The organism is Microbacterium sp. SORGH_AS_0428 (assembly GCF_031453615.1).
Taxonomy (GTDB): Bacteria; Actinomycetota; Actinomycetes; order Actinomycetales; family Microbacteriaceae; genus Microbacterium.
In genome coordinates, this window is record NZ_JAVIZT010000001.1 from 2,221,220 (window position 1) to 2,237,847 (window position 16,628).

General features: G+C 69.3%; 18 protein-coding genes and 1 tRNA gene. 13 read left to right on the forward strand and 6 right to left on the reverse strand.

Features of this window, described 5'->3' with window-relative positions:
- Nucleotides 1-13 precede the first annotated feature (13 nt).
- Nucleotides 14-757: a creatininase family protein gene (locus QE374_RS10725; protein ID WP_309734735.1), complete on the reverse strand. Its 744-nt coding sequence runs from the start codon at nt 755-757 to the stop codon at nt 14-16.
- Nucleotides 758-761: 4 nt separating this feature from the next.
- Nucleotides 762-1,712: an L-lactate dehydrogenase gene (locus tag QE374_RS10730; RefSeq protein ID WP_137418207.1), complete on the reverse strand. Its 951-nt coding sequence runs from the start codon at nt 1,710-1,712 to the stop codon at nt 762-764.
- A gap of 199 nt (nt 1,713-1,911) precedes the next feature.
- On the opposite strand from QE374_RS10730, the gene QE374_RS10735 reads away from it, so the two are divergent.
- The 3 genes from QE374_RS10735 to QE374_RS10745 all read left to right on the forward strand — a co-directional run bounded on the left by QE374_RS10735 (nt 1,912) and on the right by QE374_RS10745 (nt 3,717).
- Nucleotides 1,912-2,766, forward strand: a complete 855-nt coding sequence (locus QE374_RS10735; protein ID WP_234074379.1) for an LLM class F420-dependent oxidoreductase — start codon at nt 1,912-1,914, stop codon at nt 2,764-2,766.
- Nucleotides 2,767-2,812: 46 nt separating this feature from the next.
- Nucleotides 2,813-2,903, forward strand: a tRNA-Ser gene (locus QE374_RS10740).
- Nucleotides 2,904-2,985: 82 nt separating this feature from the next.
- Nucleotides 2,986-3,717 (forward strand): DUF1361 domain-containing protein, encoded by a 732-nt coding sequence (locus QE374_RS10745; RefSeq protein WP_309734738.1) that lies wholly within the window; start codon nt 2,986-2,988, stop codon nt 3,715-3,717.
- A 44-nt stretch (nt 3,718-3,761) separates the two neighbouring features.
- Here the strand turns inward: QE374_RS10745 and QE374_RS10750 are convergent, their stop codons facing one another.
- A complete protein-coding gene (locus QE374_RS10750; protein ID WP_309734740.1) occupies nt 3,762-4,376 on the reverse strand; it encodes a hypothetical protein in 615 nt (204 codons plus the stop codon).
- A gap of 152 nt (nt 4,377-4,528) precedes the next feature.
- Between QE374_RS10750 and QE374_RS10755 the strand changes: the two genes are divergently transcribed.
- From QE374_RS10755 to QE374_RS10775, 5 genes are all read left to right on the forward strand, one after another.
- Nucleotides 4,529-5,476, forward strand: a complete 948-nt coding sequence (locus QE374_RS10755; protein ID WP_309734741.1) for an aldo/keto reductase — start codon at nt 4,529-4,531, stop codon at nt 5,474-5,476.
- On the forward strand, nt 5,473-5,850 hold the full coding sequence (locus QE374_RS10760; RefSeq protein WP_309734743.1) for a MerR family transcriptional regulator: 378 nt from the start codon (nt 5,473-5,475) through the stop codon (nt 5,848-5,850). Before QE374_RS10755 ends, QE374_RS10760 begins: the two co-directional genes overlap by 4 nt.
- Nucleotides 5,851-6,020: 170 nt before the next feature.
- The gene (locus QE374_RS10765; RefSeq protein WP_309734744.1) at nt 6,021-6,533 is read left to right on the forward strand and encodes a hypothetical protein; all 513 of its coding nucleotides are present in this window, start codon (nt 6,021-6,023) and stop codon (nt 6,531-6,533) included.
- 4 nt (nt 6,534-6,537) lie between these two features.
- Entirely contained in the window at nt 6,538-7,272 is a 735-nt protein-coding gene (locus QE374_RS10770) for a hypothetical protein (protein ID WP_309734746.1), read from the forward strand.
- A 33-nt stretch (nt 7,273-7,305) separates the two neighbouring features.
- Nucleotides 7,306-7,704 (forward strand): VOC family protein, encoded by a 399-nt coding sequence (locus QE374_RS10775; RefSeq protein ID WP_309734748.1) that lies wholly within the window; start codon nt 7,306-7,308, stop codon nt 7,702-7,704.
- A gap of 151 nt (nt 7,705-7,855) precedes the next feature.
- Here the strand turns inward: QE374_RS10775 and nhaA are convergent, their stop codons facing one another.
- Nucleotides 7,856-9,199: a Na+/H+ antiporter NhaA gene (gene nhaA, locus QE374_RS10780; RefSeq protein ID WP_309734749.1), complete on the reverse strand. Its 1,344-nt coding sequence runs from the start codon at nt 9,197-9,199 to the stop codon at nt 7,856-7,858.
- 175 nt (nt 9,200-9,374) lie between these two features.
- Here nhaA and QE374_RS10785 point away from each other — a divergent pair, with 175 nt between their 5' ends.
- The 3 genes from QE374_RS10785 to QE374_RS10795 all read left to right on the forward strand — a co-directional run bounded on the left by QE374_RS10785 (nt 9,375) and on the right by QE374_RS10795 (nt 11,024).
- The gene (locus QE374_RS10785; RefSeq protein ID WP_309734751.1) at nt 9,375-10,268 is read left to right on the forward strand and encodes a CPBP family intramembrane glutamic endopeptidase; all 894 of its coding nucleotides are present in this window, start codon (nt 9,375-9,377) and stop codon (nt 10,266-10,268) included.
- Between the two features lie 78 nt (nt 10,269-10,346).
- The gene (locus QE374_RS10790; RefSeq protein WP_309734753.1) at nt 10,347-10,505 is read left to right on the forward strand and encodes a hypothetical protein; all 159 of its coding nucleotides are present in this window, start codon (nt 10,347-10,349) and stop codon (nt 10,503-10,505) included.
- Between the two features lie 156 nt (nt 10,506-10,661).
- Nucleotides 10,662-11,024 carry an ATP-dependent DNA ligase gene (locus QE374_RS10795; RefSeq protein WP_309734755.1) on the forward strand — a complete coding sequence of 121 codons (363 nt, stop codon included), beginning with the start codon at nt 10,662-10,664 and terminating at the stop codon, nt 11,022-11,024.
- 57 nt (nt 11,025-11,081) lie between these two features.
- On the opposite strand, the gene QE374_RS10800 is transcribed toward QE374_RS10795, so the two are convergent.
- Nucleotides 11,082-11,567 (reverse strand): MaoC family dehydratase, encoded by a 486-nt coding sequence (locus tag QE374_RS10800; RefSeq protein ID WP_309734757.1) that lies wholly within the window; start codon nt 11,565-11,567, stop codon nt 11,082-11,084.
- A gap of 529 nt (nt 11,568-12,096) precedes the next feature.
- Here QE374_RS10800 and QE374_RS10805 point away from each other — a divergent pair.
- Nucleotides 12,097-13,629, forward strand: a complete 1,533-nt coding sequence (locus tag QE374_RS10805) for an ATP-binding protein (protein WP_309734759.1) — start codon at nt 12,097-12,099, stop codon at nt 13,627-13,629.
- 78 nt (nt 13,630-13,707) lie between these two features.
- Here the strand turns inward: QE374_RS10805 and QE374_RS10810 are convergent, their stop codons facing one another.
- Nucleotides 13,708-14,193 (reverse strand): hypothetical protein, encoded by a 486-nt coding sequence (locus QE374_RS10810; protein WP_309734761.1) that lies wholly within the window; start codon nt 14,191-14,193, stop codon nt 13,708-13,710.
- 133 nt (nt 14,194-14,326) lie between these two features.
- On the opposite strand from QE374_RS10810, the gene treS reads away from it, so the two are divergent.
- Entirely contained in the window at nt 14,327-16,627 is a 2,301-nt protein-coding gene (gene treS, locus QE374_RS10815; protein WP_309734764.1) for a maltose alpha-D-glucosyltransferase, read from the forward strand.
- Nucleotide 16,628: the final 1 nt, after the last annotated feature.

Genomic DNA, 16,628 nt, shown 5'->3' on the forward strand with positions numbered 1-16,628 from the left:
ACGCGCGGGACGCTCAGGCGGAGTCGAGGCCGGCGAGCACCTGACGCACGATGCGCTCGCTCTGCGCGGCGACGTGCGCGAGGATCCGCTCGCCCTTCTCCGCGGTCGAGGGGCGCGGGTCGCCGAAGACTCCGGACGGCGACAGCGGCGCGAGCGGCATCTGCCGCAGGCCGAAGTCCGCAGGCAGCGTGGGGTAGGACGCCTCGTACCGATCCGGGTGGACGAGTGCGGGCGCCACCGCCAGCACCATCGACGTTTCGAGCTCGTCGGCGTGGCAGAGGCCCGGCGCCGCCCACGGCGACTCCTTCACCGCATCCCCGATCTCCGTCAGCCCGGGGTAGTCGAGCACCACGACCGGCATCCGCTGACCGATCCGGGCGGCGTGCTCCGCCGCCCGGTGCAGGGGCAGGCGGTTGCCGTAGTCGCCGTTGACGACCACGAGCAGCGCGTAGCCGGCGCGATCGAGGGATGCGGCGATGTCCGTGCACAGGGCGGTGACCGTGTCGGCGCCGATCGAGACCGTGCCCGGCAGCGCGTCATTGCTCCAGGTGTTGCCGTAGGCGACGGAGGGGAGCAGCGCCGCATCCAGGCTCCCGGCGAGGCGGCGGGCGACCGCATCCGCCTGCAGCGTGTCGGTCGACAGCGGCAGATGCGGACCGTGCTGCTCGAGCGCGCCGAAGGGGAGCACCGCGACGCGCGTTCCGGATGCGAGGAAGTCGCGGACCTCGGTCCAGGTGGCGTTCGCCAGCTCGATCATGCGATCAGCGCAGGGATGCGGCGACGTCCCGCAACGCGTCGGCCGAGCGTCGGAGCAGTCCCAGCTCGTTCGGGCTGAACGCGGTCTCGGGGATCGGCACCGCGCCCGAGGCGCTCACGATCGAGGGCACGGAGAGCGCGACGCCGTCGATGCCGTGGTAACCGTGCAGCACGGTCGACACCGGCATCACCGCGTGCTCGTCCTGCAGGATCGCTTCCACGATGCGGGCGCTCGACAGGCCGATCGCGTAGTTCGTGGCGCCCTTGCCCTGGATCACCTTGTAGGCGGCGTCGCGCACGTCGACGGCGATCTCGTCGAGCTCGTCCACCGTGACGCGGTCGTGCGTCGGCGTCTGCCAGTCGAGAATCGGCACGGTGCCGATGGATGCGCTGGACCACAGCGGGAACTCGGTGTCGCCGTGCTCGCCGATGATGTAGGCGTGCACGCTCGAGGGTGAGACGCCGGCGCGCTGCGCGAGCTTCCAGCGCAGACGCGAGGTGTCGAGCACGGTGCCGGAGGCGAAGATGCGCTCGACGGGCAGGCCCGTGGCCTCCTGGGCGAGCACGGTGAGCACGTCGCAGGGGTTCGTCACGATGACGTAGATCGCGTTGGGGGCGACCTCGAGCAGCTGCGGCATCATCGATTTGATGATGTTCGCGTTGGTGCCCGCGAGCTCGATGCGCGTCTGACCGGGCCGTTGCTTGGCGCCGGCGGTGATCACGACGACGTGCGAGCCCTCGACGACCGACAGATCGCTGCCGCCGATGATGTCGCTCGTGCCGGTGAACTGCGTGCCGTGCGCGAGATCGAGCACCTCCGCCTCGGCCTTCTCCGTCGCGATGTCGTAGAGGGCGACGTGGCGGGCGGAGCCGCGGATGAGGGCGGCGTAGGCGACGCTGGAGCCGACGCTGCCAGCGCCGACGACGGTGAGCTTCGAGTTCTCGATCGCAGACATGACCCCAGTCTGGCAGGCCCAACGGCCGACGCGCGCGGGCGTGTTCGCCGGGAGAAAACCCGGCGCGTCGCGGTGGCGGCCGCATCCGGTTCTCATCGTGTTCCGATGAGTTCACCCGCATCCGCCCACGGGATGCCGCGGTGGTCGTACCCTGATCGGCGGAGGGCGGATGCGGCATCCGTCCGGACGGGACGGGCCCATGGAATTCGGCATCCACATCGCGGACTTCACCTGGAAGAGCGGTCCCGCCCAGCTGGGCCCCGCGCTCGCCGCCCACGTGCGCAACGCCGAGGCAGCCGGCATCCAGCGCATCACCGTGATGGACCACTTCTGGCAGTTGCCGGGCATCGGTCCGGTCGAGCACGAGATGCTCGAGGCGTACGCCACCCTCGGCTTCATCGCCGCGCACACCGAGAAGGCGCTGCTGCACACCCTCGTCACGGGCGTCATCTACCGGCATCCGTCCCTGCTCGCCAAGCAGATCAGTACGCTCAACGTGCTCTCCGGCGGCCGGGTCGGGCTCGGCATCGGCGCCGCGTGGAACGAAGAGGAGTGCAAGGGCCTCGGTTTCCCGTTCCCGCCCGTCGCGCAGCGCTTCCGCGAGCTCGAGGAGACGCTCCAGATCTGCCTGCAGATGTGGTCGGACTCCGAGGAGCCGTACGAGGGTGCGATCTGGCAGCTCGAGCGCACGCTCAACTCGCCGCAGAACGTGACCAAGCCCTACCTCATGATCGGCGGCGGGGGAGAGAAGAAGACCCTCAAGCTCGTCGCGCAGTACGCCGACGCGTGCAACCTGTCGGCGATGGCGGAGGTGCCGACCCACAAGCTCGACGTGCTGCGCGCGCACTGCGACGACGTCGGCCGCGACTACGACGAGATCGAGAAGACCGCGATGATCGCGATCAACCCGACCTCGACGCCGGAGGAGGTCGCCACGCGCGTCGACGCGCTCTCGGATGCGGGCTTCGCGGCGACCTATGTCTTCGCCGCCGGGATCGACGAGCCCGCCCGTGCCGTCGAGCTCATCGCCGGCGTTGCCGCCCTCGCCCGCTGAACCGGCGGATTGGCGGCTCGGCCCGGCGTGACGTAAGCTGGTCGGCGGTGACGTGTCCGAGCGGCCGAAGGTGCAACTCTCGAAAAGTTGTGTAGGGTAACCCCCTACCGTGGGTTCAAATCCCACCGTCACCGCCATGAAAACCCCCGAGGAATCGGGGGTTTTCGCGTGTGGGGGCGGCGTGATCGTCGTCACGGACAGCGAGAGGGGCCAAGAGCGATGAACGCGATCCTCACCGCACTGGTGTGCGTGGTGCTGCTCAATGCCTACGCGGCGCTGCTGATCGTGCTCCGCGCGAAGGTGTACGGGGTGCCGCTGTACCGGCCGATGCTCGTCAACATCGGTCTGTCGCTCGCACCCGTGGCGCTGGCGTTCATCGGGCTCATCGGATTCCTCCTCGTGACCCCTGTCGCCCTCGGCCTGGGAGCCGTATCGGCAGCTCTGCCGGTCACCGCCGTCTGGATCTACCTCGGCATCGCGACACTTGCGTGGCTGGTGTTCTTCCCGAACTCGATCTACCTGATCACCGAGCTCAACTTCAGTCACCGCCGTGAGCACACCCCCGTCCCGCTCTGGTACGACATCGTGCACACCCTCACGCTCACCGGGTCGGGGCTCGCCAACGCGGTGCTCAGCCTCGCGCTGATCCACTTCGGCCTCATCGTCGTCATCGCTGATCCCGCGGCCGGTTCAGGGCCGCCCGCGTGGAGTTGGGCGTTCGCCGCAGTCGCGATCCTGCTCGGCGCCCTCGGCGTCTACCTCGGGCGCTACCTGCGATTGAACAGCTGGGACGTCCGCCACCCCGCGACCCTCATCAGCAAGCTCCGTGACCACTTCGCCGCCCGCGGCAGGGGGTTGGAGGGAGTGGCGTTCGTCGCGACCCACACCGTTCTCGTCGCGCTTCTCTACGTGCCGATCTTCGGCCTGGCCTACAACGCGATCCTGAGCTAGCCGCAGGTTCGGGCCCTACCGTCACCGATCCGCGTCGAGGCGTGTCAGCCGCCCGGTCCGGACGGCTGGATGGGGGCGCCGTCGCCGTTGTCGGGCAGATCGCCGCGCTCCACCGGGGTCGGTGGCGTTCTCGGGGTGTCGGAGAACAACTCGTCGAGCTCCGTCGACGAGGGCACGTGCACCGCCTTGGCGGCCGCGTCGATCTCGTCCGCCGTGGCCCCGGCCGACCCGATGACGCGCACAGACGCGCCGTCGCGCACGACGATGTCCTCGTGAGCGCCGTCGTGCTCTCGATGCCAGATCCCGTCCTGCTCGGTGCACGTGACGGGAGTCGCGGGATCGTCCCACATCGGCAGCGCCGCGCACGTCTCGGCGGTCATCCCGCCTCGCTGCGTGCGCAGCGAGATCATCGCCCCCGACCCGTCGCGGATCCAGGTCGCCGACATGCCATCCTCGTCCGAGACGCCGACCGACTGCGGAGCGAGGGTGTAACCCGGCACCGCGGTCGTGAAGACGAGATCGGTCGAGATGCCGGCCGCGGCGACCCGCTCGGCGATCTCGTCGGCGCTCGCCGGACTGCCCGCCGATGCGGCGCACCCGGCGGCGGTCACCGTCACGAGGGTGAGCAGGACGCCGAGGAGGGGGCGGGAGGCGCGCATGACGGCATCATGACGCAGATCGCGCCGAGCGGCAAAGACCGTGACGCACGGGACGGCCGCCCGGATCCGGCGCGAAGCCGGGAGCCGTCGAGTCTCGCGTCGGGCGATCCGATTTGACCTGGAGCGCGCTCCAGGTGGTTCGCTGCGTATCCATGGACACTCTCAGCAACGGATTCGCCCTCGGAGCGATGTGGTTCGGCACTCGGCTCTCGGAGGAGACGTCGTTCGCGCTGCTCGATCGCTTCGTCTCGCGCGGCGGGCGCTGGCTCGACACTTCCGACAACTACGCCTTCTGGGCCTCGCCGTCCGGCCGAGGAGGGGCGAGCGAGACGGTGCTGGGCGAATGGCTCCGCCGTCATCCGGGCGTGCGGGACGACGTGTCGATCTCGACGAAGGTCGGCGCGAACCCGACCCAGCCCGGCGCCGGCGCGGCATCCCTGGAGGGGCTCGCCCCCGGCGCCATCGCCGAGGCGATCGCGGGATCGATGGAGCGGCTCGGCGTCGAGACGATCGACCTGCTGTGGGCGCACGTCGAAGACCGCACGGTTCCGCTCGAGGATCAGGTCGAGGCGTTCGGGTCGCTCGTCGCAGACGGGCGGGTCAGGCGGCTGGGTGCGTCCAACCACGCGATGTGGCGCGTCGAGAGAGCGCGCGCGGCGGCGCGGGCGCGCAGCATCGAGCCCTTCCGCTTCGTGCAGCTGCGGCACAGCTACCTCCAGCCGATTCCGTTCGCACCGCTTCCGGACTGGGGGCACGTCATCGCATCCCCCGAAGCGCTCGACTACGTCGCATCCGAGGAGCTCGGGATGTGGGCCTACACGACCTTGCTCGGCGGGGCGTTCGCGCGAGGGGAGCGACTGCAGGAGGCGTACCGGCATCCCGATACGGAGCGTCGCCTCGCCGCACTGGACCGGGTCGCCCGGCGGTGGGATGCGACGCGGAACCAGGTCGTGCTGTCATGGTTGCTCGAGGGCTCACCCGCGGTGACCCCGATCATCGGAGTGTCGGACCTCGCTCAGCTGGATGAGGCGATGGATGCGCTCCAGCTTCACGTGGACGCCGAAGACCGCGCCGAACTCGACGGAAAGCAGGACGCATGACCCCGATGTTCACGATGGGCGAGACCACCGCAGCGACGGGCCTCACTGCGGACACGCTCCGCTACTACGAGGACGAGAGCATCATCGGGCCGTTCGCCCGGGATCACCGCAACCACCGGGTGTTCAGCGAGAAGGACATCGCCTGGATCCACGTCGTGACGTGCATGAAGGATGCGGGGCTCGGCATCGACGAACTGCGCACCTTCGCCGATCTGCTGCACGGCACGCACACCGCCCCCGACCCCGTCGGCTTCCTGCGCGAGCGTCGAGCGGCTCTGGCGGAGCGCCGGCAGGTGCTCACCCTCGCGATCGCGGTGATGGACGAGAAGATCGCGCACTTCGCGAGCACCGGCACCGAGGAGGGCGAACCGTGATCGAGGCCCTGACCCTGCCCGCATCCCTCGTCGTCCGCGGCGCCGGGGTGCTGCCGGAATCGCCCTGACGACAGGCGCCGCGTCGGGCCTGTGTATGACGCCCGCGGCTGAATCCGTGTTCTCCCTATGCTGTGGCTCGCCGATATCCCGCGCCCGAACGGAGAACACCCATGCCCGATCACGCTGTCCTCGCCGCATCCCTGACGACGCCGGAGGCGTTTCTCGCGCTCACCGATGAGGGTGGTGTCTTCGGCGTGAAGAAGTCGGCGAAGGCCGCGCTCGACATCTGGAACCAGGCCGACGCGCGCTACGTCGGCGTCTACCGGGGCTTCCACGCGCCCGGCGGCAAGGGGACCGGGTTCGTCATCCGCACCTACTGGGATCCTGCGCGCGTGAGCCCCGACCTCGATGCCGTCGAGGTGGCGATCCAGACGGCGCTGCCGGTTGCCCTCACGCAGGCCGACGAGAAGGTCACGTGGAAGGCGCGCAACAACAAGCAGGCCAGCTTCTTCGCCTGGCGCATCTCGCAGCAGCAGGCGCTGTCGCTGTGGTTCCAGGAGCGGTTCGGCATCAGCGCGTGTGCCACGCAGCTGTTCGACCGCGCCGACGTTCACCAGGATGTCGCGGTGGTCGCGACCTCCGGTGGTGTCGACAACCTCTGGTCGTTCACCTCGAAGGGCTGATCGCGTGCCGGAGACTCCGGCACGAGGGCGACCTGTCCGACGAGCGCTGAGTTCCGCCCTCGGTGCCGCGGCGACGCTCATCGGCATCGTCGCGATCATGTTCCTCGCCACCGACGTGTCGGCGGGCGGTGCCGTGCGCGCTGCGGTCGCCGTCTTCGCGATCCTGTGCGTCTTCGTCCCGGCGGCCGTCGGAGTGGCCTCGCTCCGGCTGCGCGCCCGCAATCGGCGGCAGGAGGCGGATGCAGGCGCCGCTCCTCTCTCGGATCGGGCGGTGCGGGCGCAGGAGCTCCTCGGCAGAGCCGCCGTCCGCCTGGCCCCCGACGGGCACGCGGATGTCCACGCCCGCGCCGGGCTCGGCGACGAGTTCCGGATCGCGGAGTCCACCGTCCGAGGTCTTCCGCCCGACGAGCTGCTCGGCTTCCTGTGGCTGGCGCGGCCGTCGCAGCCCGACGGCTTCCCCGCATCCGCCGAGTTCGCCGGATTGCCCGAGCGTGTGCAGGACATGATCGTGCTGCTCGACCTCCGCCGCGAGACGCAACTACGCGGCGCCGACGCTGCGTTGCGCGCGACATCCGGTGTCTACCACCACGACCGCGCTCGCACCCTGGCCGCCGTGAGGCGCACCGGCAACGCGTCGTTGCTCGCGCAGGTCGAGACGCCCCACCCCCGCGCCGACGAGCTGCTGGCCGCCCTCGATGACCCCGCGACGTGGGAGCGCCTGCTGCGCGCCGACTCTTGACGCGATCGTTCGCCCTTTGCGAGTGTGTGCGCCATGAGCCTCTTCCTCACCTGCCCGGTCGAAGACGTCGAGCGTGCCACCGCGTTCTACTCCGCTCTCGGATGGAGCCTGAACGCGGAGATGTCGAACGACGCCGTGTCGTGCTTCGCGATCGCGCCCGACCAGTACGTCATGCTCGGCAGCCGCGAGATGTACGCGAGCGTCGGGGGGACCGAGGACCTCATCGGTGGGCCGGAGACGCCCTCGAAGATCACGGTGTCGTTCGAGCTCGACAGTCGCGAGGCGGTCGATGAACTCGTCGAGCGGGCTGGTGCCGCGGGCGGGCGGATCGGCGACACCGACGACTACCCGTTCATGTACCAGCGCCAGTTCGACGACCCCGACGGCTATCACTACTCGCCGTTCTGGATGAAGACGGAAGCGCCGGCCTGAGCGTTCGCGCGGTGATCAGAGGTAGTGCTCGCGGGCAGCTTGGGCGATGTCCTGGGTGCTGATGTCCTCCCAGCGCAGGAAGCCGACGCCGTGTCGAGGTCACTGACGCGCTCGAGCTCCGCGTGGGTACAGGTCGACGAGGCGATCCGGTCTACCCGTCCCCACCGCGCTTGGTGCGCACCGGCTGCTCGTAGACATCCGGCACGTCGTTCGCGTCCACATCGATCTGCTCCTGCCGGGCGAGCTGGGCGTAGCGGCGGTTCCGAGCGATCAGAACGGATGCGGCGAGCACCGACGCGAGCACGGAGGCCACCATGATGGCGATCTTCGCGTCGGCGTTGTGAGGGGAGCCATCGGCGAAGCTGAGCTCCGCGATGAGCAGCGAGACGGTGAATCCGATGCCGGCCAGGAGTCCGACACCCATCAGATCGATCCAGCGGAGAGCGGGGTTCAGGCGCACGCGGGTGACGAGGGTCAGCAGGCGCACGCCCAGGAGGATCCCCAACGGCTTACCGAGGACCAGCCCCGCGGCGACTCCGATGGTCACAGGGTCGGTGGCGGCGCGCACGAGGCCCTCCCAGCCGCCCACGGCGACCCCGGCGGCGAAGAAGGCGAAGACGGGCACCGCGAAGCCGGCGGACAGCGGCCGGAAGCGATGCTCGAAGCTCTCGGCAAGATCGCTCGCATCGCCCTCGCCGCGCCGAGATGCGCGAACCGGAATCGTGAACGCCAGCGCCACGCCGGCGATCGTGGCGTGCACCCCCGACGCATGCAGGAACGCCCAGGCGACGAATCCGATCGGCAGCAGGATGAGCCACGCCGCGGACGGGTGCCGAGCGAAGAAGGCGCGGCCGCGCTGCGCGATGATGCCGTAGACCACGACCAACGCCACGAAGATGACCAGGGGGACCACCTGGATGTCGCTGGTGTAGAACACGGCGATGATCCCGATCGCGATGAGGTCGTCCACCACGGCGAGGGTCAGAAGGAAGATCCGAAGGGGCCCCGGCAGATGAGAGCCCACGAGCGCGAGGATCGCCACTGCGAAGGCGATATCGGTGGCGGTCGGAATCGCCCAACCCTCCAGGAGCGACGGCTGCGTCCAGACGATGCCCACGTAGATGAGCGCCGGGACGACCACGCCGCCCACGGCAGCGGTGATCGGCACGATCGCCGTGCTGAATCGCCTCAGGTCGCCGACGACGATCTCCCGTTTGAGCTCCAGTCCCACCATGAAGAAGAAGATCGCCAGCAGGCCGTCGGCGGCCCATGCGCCGACACTGAGTTCCAGATGCCACGGCTCGTACCCGAACCGGAAGTCGCGCAAGGCGAAGTAGGCCTCGGATGCGGGGGAGTTCGCCCAGATGATGGCGGCCGCTGCCGCGATCACCAGCAGTGCGCCTCCCACCGCCTCTTTTCGCAGCAGGCGGGTGACGCGCTGAACCTCGGCTGATCCCGGCCAGCGCGGCGCGCGAATCGACGGGTCTTGCGACATGAGGCTCCTCGGGGGTCGTTCGACAGATGTGTCGACCAGACTTCCCGACGCGCCGTCCATCATTCTACGCGACGTGCGCCGGCGACCCTTCGCCGCTCGTGTTTCGGGTTTTCCGCGCCCGGCGTTGCGGCTTCCCCGGTGTCCGGCGGCGCTGCAGCTCTCCTAGCGTCGACGCGTGACCCCTCGACGCCCGGCATGCGCCGGTTCCCGACGCCCCCGCATCCTGCCCTTCGTCGCCGCATTCGCCGTCATCGTGATGGGCGCGGTCGCGGTCGCCACGCTGCCCGTGTTCGCCGGCGCCGACCCGGCGTATCTGACCTGGTCGACGCCCTTGCTGCAGTGGGTACCGTTCGCCGCCGTCCTGCTCCTGCACGGCATCTACCGCAGACGTCACCGCTCGGCGGTCGTTCCCGACGGACATTCCTGGACCATGGCATCCGCGACGGCCGTGAGACTGCGCGGCAGAGGACCCGCCGTCATCCGCACGTTGCTGCTCGCGCTCGCCGCGCTCGTGGCGGTCTGCGTCGTGCCGGTCCTGGTAGCCGGCGCCGCGGGGTTCATCGAGCTGCGCTGGGCGGACGGCGCCGCTCTCGCCGTCCTGTTGACGCTGCCCGTCTCGCTGATCTTCATGATTCCCGTTGCGGGTGAGGAACTGGCCTGGCGCGGATACCTCACCACGCTTCTCGCCCCGAAGGGGTTCGCGTTCACCACAGGCCTGATCGCGGCGCTGTGGGCGCTGTGGCATCTTCCCCTCACGCTCGCGTACGCCTATGCCGGCGAACTCGCGGGGCGTGACGTCGTGTCGAAGACCGTCGATCTGCTCCTCGCCGCCGTTCTGGTCAGTGCGCTGCGCTATCTCTCGGGCAGCGTCTGGCCGGCGGTGTTCGCACACGCGCTGTTCAACAACCTCTTCCAGATGGTGCAGTACAACTTCATGGCGCCGCTCTCAGAGGCGAGCACGGCGGACTACTGGTCGTACATGGCGCTCTGCTGGACAGCGTGGATCGTGGTCGATGCGCTCCTGGTCACCCTGGTGATGCGCAGGACGCGTGGAGCCCTTGCGGAATGACGACATCGCCCATAGGAGATGATGCCGTCATCGTCAAGGCACTGAGCGGATCACGGCGCGTTCGCCTAGAAACGGGGGATGCAGTTCGTCGTTCCTGTGCAACTGATCGAGCCGATCGCGGGCGAGCGCTACGGTCACGGCGTCGAGGTCGACGCAGACAACTGGGCGGACGCGATGGCCGACGTCCTGATCGCCGTGGGCCCTGACTGGGAGGTCGCGGAGCCGTTTCGCTCCTGACGTAACCCCGTATCGGCATGAGGGGTTGCGCGCCGGAGCCAAGGGGAGGATCGTGGCACGTCAACCGCCCGCTCGGAGCGTGTCGATTTCTCAGGTCTGAACCATCGTCAAACGGCTGATCGTCGCTCACTTCGCGTGGGCAGGCCGGAGCCCATCATGGGAAAGCTGATCTACGACCAGTACACGAAGGCGGAGTTCGAAGACCGCACCCTCGCTCATCTCCAGCAGGTGATCTTCACCAAGCTGCGCCGCAACGAATCGTTCGCGCTCACGTGGAAAGACGACGTGAGCCTCGGCAGCGGGCGCACCTCCGTCTGGCTGCACCCGAACGCCAACGTGCAGTTCAAGTTCTTCGGCACGCGCGAGCCCGCTCTGAACCGGGCGTGGCTGGAAGCCTTGGCGTACACGGCGAACGGACCGACGGGACTCTACGTCGTTCCGGAACCGGCCCCGAACGAGTCGCCGGTGACGACGCTCCACGGATCATCGCAGCGTTTCGATCTCGTACCGGCGGACTGAACCTTCGGGTGCAGCTGAGGCGCGCACGGTGCGCGCCTCAGCTGCACCGCGGTGCTCTCACGAGTCGGCGAGGGTCAGCAGGTAGGTGTGCGCTCCGTCGAGCACGAGCTCGCCACGCTGGTTGTGGACGGTGGCGCGCGTCGTGACCTGCCCCGCGCCGTCGACCTCGGACAGATCAGTGATCTCCAGCTGCGGGTAGAGCGTGTCGCCCGCGTGCACCTCGCCCAGGAAGCGCGCGCTCACACTCGTGAACGCGATGAAGATGTCGCCGATGTAGTGCGGGAAGAGCGTCGCGCCGGGTGCGGTGAAGGCCAGGACCTGCAGGCCGTGAACCACCGGTGCGCTGTGTCCGTGCGCTCGGGCGTACTCCTCGTCGTAGTGGATCGGGTGGTTGTCGGCCGACACCGCCTGAAACGCCGACGCGTGGGCATCGGTGAGCGTGCGGCTGGGGGCGCGGAAGATGTCGCCGACCTCGAGCTGCTCGAAGGTCTTGGCGGGAACGATCAGGAAATCGGACGGGTCGAAGGCGGGCGTGCTGCTCATGGCTGTCTCCGTTTCGCGCGGTGTCCGCCGGCGGTGACGGCGGCCTCGCGGCGAGTCAAGCCGAGTTCCCGCATCCGGCCGCCGGACACCTGACGAGACTGCGCTCGACACGTCTGGGCGGTTCGCGTGATCGTCGGCGACGTCAGCCCGCCCCGCGCTCGGTCTCGCGAGCCCTCCCGCATCCGCCACAGTTCTGCGCAGGTGCACCAGGCGATGTCTGTGGCGGATGCGGCGAAGTGGCGCGGGTGCGCAGATGCAACGCAAGTCGGGCACGGGGGTGGGCGGGACTCATACACCCTCACCGAACGTGCGAGAAGGGCGACGCGCCGATAACCCCTCGCGCGCTACTGTCAATCGTTCCGTCGTGGGGACGGAAGCGTTCCGTTGTGGGGATGGAGAGATCGGAGGAGGGGTGGCTTCCGATAGCACTTCGGCATGGCGTGCGAGGCTGTTTCTCTTCGCGCAGACCCAATCGGCGATTCTGGCGACGTTCGTTCTCCTCGCCGTCGTCACGGCGATTCTGGGGGTCATGCCCGAGCAGCCGCTGCTGACGATCATCGGCTACCTGCTGGTCGCCGCCGCGACCGTCATCTCGCTTGCGCTGCCGTTCGAGCGGTGGCCCTTCTCCCGGCAGTCGGCGATCGCCGGAGCGGATCTCGTGGCCGCCATCCTGCTGGCGCTGTCCATGTACAACGACGTCCGCGCGATCGCCGCGCTCGCCGCCTTCCCCGCCGTGTGGCTCGCGACCATCGGCGGCAGGCGGGGAGCTGCTGCGGCGCTCGTGGGCGTCTACGTCGCGATCCTCGCGCCGCCGCTGCTCACGCGGGTGCCTCTCACCCCGGCCAACTGGGCGAGTGTGCTCCTCTTCGCCATCGTCATGCCGGTCTTCGTCGTCGTCGCCCGCATGCTCGTGGAGACGAATCGGAACTTTCAGGCGCTCCTGAGCGACGCGCGCGAACGCGAGAGCGTGAGCGGGAAGCAGATCGAGCGCCTCGGTGCGGTTCTGCGCAGCTATGCCGAGACGGCAGACATCGGCGTCGTCGTGCTGGACGAGAACAAGCGCGCCCTGATCACGAACCGCCGGTCGCGCGCGTTCGCCGAGCTCGCGGAGCTGAATCCGTCGACGGGTGTCTGCGCGCACATGTACGCCGCCGATCGTGTGACCCCCGTTCCCGCCGCCGAGCAGGCGCTTCAGCGGGCGATCCGCGGGGAGGCCGTCGAAGGGGAGCTGTTGTGGATCGGCCCACCCGGCAACCAGGTCGCCCTGATCTCCACGGCTCTGCGCCTGAAGGCCACGGACGGGTCGAGCCTGGGGACGATGATCGTCGCCCAGGACATCACCGACCAACTGCGCCGCGGGCGCGAGAGGGAAGACGCCCTGGCCACCCTGTCGCACGAACTCCGCGCTCCTCTGAATGCGATCATCGGATACGCGGATCTCCTCCTGTCCGAACCGCTGCCGATGCAGTCGCGGGCGCACGTCGATGTCATCGCCCGTAATGCCGACCGGCTGCTCGCGCTGTCGAACCGTTTTCTCGACGGCCTCCATTCGTCGGCGCGCCTGGAGATGATGGATATCCCGCTGCGCTCGGTCGTGGATGAGGTCGTCGACCCGTGTGCGCTGCCCGAGCTCGCGTCGCGCACGGTCACGGTGGAGGTGGAGACGGATGCGGCCGTGCGGTCGGATCGCGCGGCGTTGGTAGCCATCCTCGGCAATCTCGTCTCGAATGCGGTCAAGTACTCGCACGAGGGCGACGAGGTGCGCGTCGTCGCCTCCGAAGACCAGGAGGGTGTCTGGTTCACCGTCGCGAACACCGGGTCGCATATCGACAGGAGGGATCTGGAGCGCATCTTCGACCGCTTCTACCGCACCTCCGCCGCACGCGAGAGCGCCGTGCCGGGAACGGGGATCGGGCTCGCGGTGAGTCGGACCCTCGCCGCCGCGCTCGGCGGCTCGCTCACGGCCGACGAGGTGGCGGAGGGGGCGTCCTTCACCCTTCGCCTGCCGGTCGGGGTGGCCGAGACCCAGCGGCCTCCGGAGGCGATGGAGGCGTCGGCGTAGCGTCATCGGAACGCTCGGCCGTTGCCGCCATGAGCGCGCAGCGCCGGGAATGCACGATGGTCGCGAACAGCATCCGCTTCACCGCTCCCGGTCGGCACGCACGTCGCCGACGCTGAAACAGTCGGCGCACGGTACGGCGAGCACATCGCCCGGGTGAAGGTCGCCGGGGAGGCGGACGCGCGTGCTCTCGCCGTCTACGCCGTGCAGATCCAGCGGGATCTCTCGCGCGTGGGAGACGCGGCCCAGCAGACGTGATTCGCTCCACATCGGCCGATGCAGATCGAAGCACGCGTCGAGACAGGCCCCGGTGGCGTCGACGCCCGTCACTGTCGAGACGACTACCGTCATCGTCTCGAGGGGTGACGCTGTCCCACCCGAGAACGGGATGACGGCGGCACCGGAGTAGACGCACGGCGTGGTGCAGATCTCGGCCAGTCGCAGCATCGACACCCCCGAGATGACGACATCGCGGGGGGATGCGTGGGTGCCGGCGGGCCAGGCGGTCTCCTCGAGCGGGGCGGGGAGACTCTGGCGGAGGGTGGGCAAGAGCGACGTGAGTGTCATGTCCCCGGTCTACTCCGGGCGGGGGTGCCGATCGTCCGCGCAGACGGAATCCATGCGAGCGCGCATCCATAGTTGTTCTGCGCGATACGCGCCAGTGCTCGTGGCGAGCGGACGGAATCTCTACCGTGGAGGAATGGCGCGCGACGACCACCGGCCCGAAGATCTCTACACCGGCCCCATCGACCTGCCCAAGATGGCCGCGGAAGCGGGCGAGGGCGAGCTCGAGGCGCCCGAGATCAGCTACGACGAACAGCGGTATCCGGCGCGACCGCGGCGGCTCCGCCCGCGCGACCAGTTCCGAGGCGGGAGCGTGCGCCGCATCCGCACCGACCCGCGCACCGCCAACGGCACGAATCCGTCCTACGTCGAGTGGCTCGTGCGGCAGTCGATGCTCAAGGACGCCGATGTCCTCGCGCGGCAGCTGTCCGGCCAGCCCGCGATGTGGCGCAACCCGTACGCCCGCCCCGACGCGCGCCGGGCGATCGCCACGAGCGACGTATGGTTCACGGCCTATCCGATCTCCCTCATCACCCGCCCAGGGCAGTCCTTCCTCGCCGCCCTCGGTGACGAGGAGCTGTGGGCGGTCTTCGAGCGCATCGGGATCACGGCCATCCACACCGGGCCCGTCAAGCGCGCCGGCGGCATCGCGGGATGGGGAGAGACCCCGAGCGTCGACGGTCACTTCGACCGCATCAGCACGGCGATCGACCCCGCCTTCGGAACCGAGGACGAGTTCCGCACGCTCTGCGACGTCGCCGACGCGTACGGCGGCAGCGTCATCGACGACATCGTTCCCGGTCACACCGGCAAGGGGGCCGATTTCCGCCTGGCGGAGATGGGCTTCAAGGACTACCCGGGCATCTATCACATGGTCGAGATCCCGCGCGAGGACTGGTCGCTGCTGCCGGATGTGCCCGACGGCGTCGACAGCGTGAACCTCGATCCCGCGACCGAGCATGAGCTCGCCGAGCGTGGATACATCATCGGAGCCCTTCAGCGCGTGATCTTCTACACGCCGGGGGTGAAGGAGACGAACTGGAGCGCCACAGCACCTGTCATCGGCCCCGACGGCGCCACTCGACGCTGGGTCTATCTGCACTACTTCAAGCAGGGCCAGCCCTCGATCAACTGGCTGGATCCGACGTTCGCCGGGATGCGGCTGGTGATCGGCGACGCCCTGCACTCGCTCGGAGAGCTCGGCACGAGCGCGCTGCGCCTCGACGCCAACGGGTTCCTCGGCGTGGAGAAGAGCGCGGAGGGGCTGCCCGCATGGTCCGAGGGGCACCCGCTCTCGCACGCCGCGAACCACATCATCGCGGGCATGGTGCGAAAGGTCGGCGGCTTCACCTTCCAGGAGCTGAACCTGACGATCGAGGACATCCGCGACACCGGAGCCGTCGGTGCGGACCTCTCGTACGACTTCATCGGGCGGCCCGGCTACCACCACGCGCTCGCCACGGGTCAGACCGAGTTCCTGCGGCTCGCTCTGACCTCGTCGCTCGAGCTGGGGGTCGCGCCGGTGCAACTGGTGCACGGGCTCCAGAATCACGACGAGCTCACCTACGAACTGGTGCACTGGGCGACCCGTCACGCCGATGATCTCTACCGATTCCGCGGACACGAGGTCTCGGGCGGTGAGCTCGCGGAACTCGTGCGCGCCGAACTCACCGAACACCTGACGGGCGGCGCGGACTACAACCGCGTCTTCACGCAGAACGGGATCGCCTGCACGACGGCGTCGCTGATCGCGGCGACGCAGGGCATCGAGCGTCTCGACGACGTCCGCGACGAGCACGTGCCGGTCATCCGCGACGCCCACCTGCTCCTGTGCGCGTACAACGCCTGGCAACCCGGCGTCTTCGCCCTCTCCGGCTGGGATCTGGTCGGGATGCTGACGGTCCCCGCCGACGAGGTCGCCGACCTCATCTCCGCCGGTGACACGCGCTGGATCGAACGGGGTGCGCACGACCTGCTCGACGCGGATCCCGCCGCCACGCGGTCGGCGGCGGGGATGCCGCGCGGCCGCGCGCTCTACGGCCCGTTGCCCGCCCAGCTCGACGACCCCGATTCGTTCGCGAGCCGCCTCGCCGGCATCCTCGATCTCCGCCGGGAGTCGGGCATCGCGACGGCGACCCAGGTGGACGTGCCGGAGGTGGCGCACGCGGCCATGCTCGTCCTCGTGCACCGTCTCGACAACGGGGATGCGGCCGCCGGCGCGCCGATGCAGGTGACCGTGCTGAACTTCTCCGGAGAGCCGATCGTCGGGACCGTGCGCTCCGAGCACCTCCTGCCGCAGAGCGACGTGACCGACGCCGCCACGGGGGAGGATGCGGGGCGCGTCGATGACCTGCAGAGCTTCTCGGTGTCGCTGCCGGCTTACGGCGCGCGGTTCCTGATGCTGCGCGCACCGGAGCCGGAGCCGGAGGCCGACTGAA

Coding starts and splice junctions, on each gene's coding strand:
- QE374_RS10725 (WP_309734735.1), bottom strand. CDS start 757: ATGATCGAGCTGGCGAACGCCACCTGGACCGAGGTCCGCGACTTCCTC.
- QE374_RS10730 (WP_137418207.1), bottom strand. CDS start 1,712: ATGTCTGCGATCGAGAACTCGAAGCTCACCGTCGTCGGCGCTGGCAGC.
- QE374_RS10735 (WP_234074379.1), top strand. CDS start 1,912: ATGGAATTCGGCATCCACATCGCGGACTTCACCTGGAAGAGCGGTCCC.
- QE374_RS10745 (WP_309734738.1), top strand. CDS start 2,986: ATGAACGCGATCCTCACCGCACTGGTGTGCGTGGTGCTGCTCAATGCC.
- QE374_RS10750 (WP_309734740.1), bottom strand. CDS start 4,376: ATGCGCGCCTCCCGCCCCCTCCTCGGCGTCCTGCTCACCCTCGTGACG.
- QE374_RS10755 (WP_309734741.1), top strand. CDS start 4,529: ATGGACACTCTCAGCAACGGATTCGCCCTCGGAGCGATGTGGTTCGGC.
- QE374_RS10760 (WP_309734743.1), top strand. CDS start 5,473: ATGACCCCGATGTTCACGATGGGCGAGACCACCGCAGCGACGGGCCTC.
- QE374_RS10765 (WP_309734744.1), top strand. CDS start 6,021: ATGCCCGATCACGCTGTCCTCGCCGCATCCCTGACGACGCCGGAGGCG.
- QE374_RS10775 (WP_309734748.1), top strand. CDS start 7,306: ATGAGCCTCTTCCTCACCTGCCCGGTCGAAGACGTCGAGCGTGCCACC.
- nhaA (WP_309734749.1), bottom strand. CDS start 9,199: ATGTCGCAAGACCCGTCGATTCGCGCGCCGCGCTGGCCGGGATCAGCC.
- QE374_RS10790 (WP_309734753.1), top strand. CDS start 10,347: ATGCAGTTCGTCGTTCCTGTGCAACTGATCGAGCCGATCGCGGGCGAG.
- QE374_RS10795 (WP_309734755.1), top strand. CDS start 10,662: ATGGGAAAGCTGATCTACGACCAGTACACGAAGGCGGAGTTCGAAGAC.
- QE374_RS10800 (WP_309734757.1), bottom strand. CDS start 11,567: ATGAGCAGCACGCCCGCCTTCGACCCGTCCGATTTCCTGATCGTTCCC.
- QE374_RS10805 (WP_309734759.1), top strand. CDS start 12,097: ATGCCCGAGCAGCCGCTGCTGACGATCATCGGCTACCTGCTGGTCGCC.
- QE374_RS10810 (WP_309734761.1), bottom strand. CDS start 14,193: ATGACACTCACGTCGCTCTTGCCCACCCTCCGCCAGAGTCTCCCCGCC.
- treS (WP_309734764.1), top strand. CDS start 14,327: ATGGCGCGCGACGACCACCGGCCCGAAGATCTCTACACCGGCCCCATC.